1 protein-coding gene is annotated in these 2,326 nt (G+C 67.6%); it reads right to left on the minus strand.

Annotated features, from left to right (window positions below; genetic code table 11):
* On the minus strand, positions 1–2,326 hold a 2,326-nt coding region (locus QRN67_RS28225; RefSeq protein ID WP_503010951.1), incomplete at both ends, for an amino acid adenylation domain-containing protein.

A 2,326-nucleotide genomic window follows, 5' to 3' on the forward strand; every position in this document is an offset into this window, starting at 1 on the left:
GCCGGCCGCCACCCTCTTCGAACGGGTCGGCGATGAAGCGCTGCGCCGTCAGGCCTGCGCGGTTCAGGTAGCCGCGCGCAAGACCGGCACCCGACACATACAACTCGCCCGCGACACCGTGAGGGACCCGATGCAGATCAGAATCCAGCACATGCATGCTCAGGTCCGGAATGTTCACGCCGACCGGGCTGCGCGGCACCTCGAGATCGAGTGCCGTGATGGGCCGGTAGGTCACGTGGACGGTGGTCTCGGTGATGCCGTACATGTTGATCAGCCTTGGCTGCGCATCGCCGAAGCATTCGATCCACGGCCTCAGGCTTTGCGGTTCCAGCGCTTCACCACCGAAGATCACGTGGCGCAACGACAGGCTGCCCTCCTCGTACAGCTCGCGCGCGGTCATCAACTGGCGGAAGGCGGACGGCGTCTGGTTCAGCACTGTGACGCGCCGCTCGCGCAGCAGCGCCAAAAAGTCGTCGGGTGAGCGGCTGATCCAGAAAGGCACCACCACGAGCTGGCCACCGTGGCACAGGGCACCGAAGATTTCCCAGACCGAGAAGTCGAAGGCATAGGAGTGGAACAAGGTCCACACATCGTCCGCGCCGAAATGGAACCAGTCCTGCGTCGCGCTCAGCAGCCGCACCACCTGTCGATGGCACAACTGGGCGCCCTTGGGCTTGCCGGTGGAACCCGAGGTGTAGATCACATAGGCCAGCTGGTCCGCATGCTGCGGCACGGCCGGATCGTGCGCCGGCCCGGACTGCAGATCGAGCGTGTCCAGCGCGAGCACGCGCACGTCGGGACCGCTGGGCGGCAGGTCAGACTGCACCTCGCTGTGCGTGAGCAGCAACGCGATGCCGCTGTCTTCCATCATGTGGGCCAGGCGATCGGACGGATAGGCCGGGTCCAGCGGCACATAGGCGGCACCAGCCTTCAGGATGGCCAGCAGCGCGACCACCATCTCGATGCCACGCTCCACCGCCAGGCCGACGCGATCCTCGGGCCGCACGCCGAGTGCGACGAGGCGATGCGCCAGGCGGTTCGCCTGCGCATTGAGCTCCGCGTAGCTGAGTCGGTGCTCCCCGTACACCAACGCCGTGGCCTGCGGCCGCGTGCGGGTCTGCTGCTCGAACAGACCGTGCAGCGAAGCGCTGGAAGCCATCGCCGACTGTGCCTGTTCGGCCCCCCAGGCCTGCACGGTGTTGCGTGACGCCACGTCCAGCAGCTCGAGCCCATCCAGGCATGTCGCCTTCGCCTCGACCAGCTGCAGCAGCAATTGCCGCATCCGATCCCCGATCGCCGAGGCGGTCTGCTCGTCGAAACTGTCGCGCATGAACCCGAACTGCAGCCCCAGCGTGTCGGCCTGCCGCACAACCAGGGTCATCGGGTAGTTGCTTTCCTCGCTGTGCGCGATGTCACCAAAGCGCAGTCCGCCGGGTGAATTTGCCTTCAGCGCCTGGTCGACCGGATAGTTCTCGAACACGACGATGCTGTCGAACAAGCCCTGCCCGCCACCCTGCCCGGCCCAGCGCTGGATCTCGTGCAGCGGCGTGTGCTCGTGTTCGCGCGATGCCAGATTCTGTGCCTGCAGCATTCGCAGCCAGTCGCCCACGGGCCGGCCTGGCTCGATGCCGACGATCATCGGCAGGGTGTTGATGAACAGGCCCAGCACCTGGTCGGCGCCGCGCAGCTCGGTGGGGCGCCCCGCCACCGTGACGCCGAAGCTCACGGTGCGCTGTCCGGTGTGGCGGGCCAGCAGCAACGACCAGGCGGCCTGCACCAGCGTATTCACGGTCACGCGCTCGGCCCGCGCGAAGGCCAGCAGGCGCTGTGTTTCCGAGAGGTTCAGCGTGCGAATGCAGCGGCCGTGTCCCGGCCCCATTTGCGCCGGCTTGGGCAAGGCCTGGCTCAGGTGCGTGGGCACGTCGAGGCGCGCGAGCTGGCCGCGCCAGTAGGCCTCATGTACAGCGGCATCCTGCGCTTGCAGCCATGCAATGTAGTCGCGATAGCGGCCGGGCTGCGGCGGCAGGGCAGCGCCCGCATAGGCGCTCAATACCTCACCCATCAGCCGAGAAAGGCTCCAGCCGTCCAGCAGCAAGTGGTGGGCGGTCCAGACCAGGTGATGGCTGTCCTGCCCGGTGCGGATCGCCAGCAGTCGGGCCAGGGGCGGTTGCGCGAGGTCGAAACCGCGTGTGAGGTCTTCGCTCGCCCAGTCGTCCAGCGCCTGCCGCGGGTTCGCCTCGGCCCGCGCATCGCGCTCCAGCCAGGGCGTCTCCACCTGGCGGGCGACCCACTGCATCGGAGGCTGGGCCATGCTCAGGAAGCCTGT

This window comes from Variovorax sp. efr-133-TYG-130, from assembly GCF_030208835.1.
Lineage (GTDB): Bacteria > Pseudomonadota > Gammaproteobacteria > Burkholderiales > Burkholderiaceae_C > Variovorax.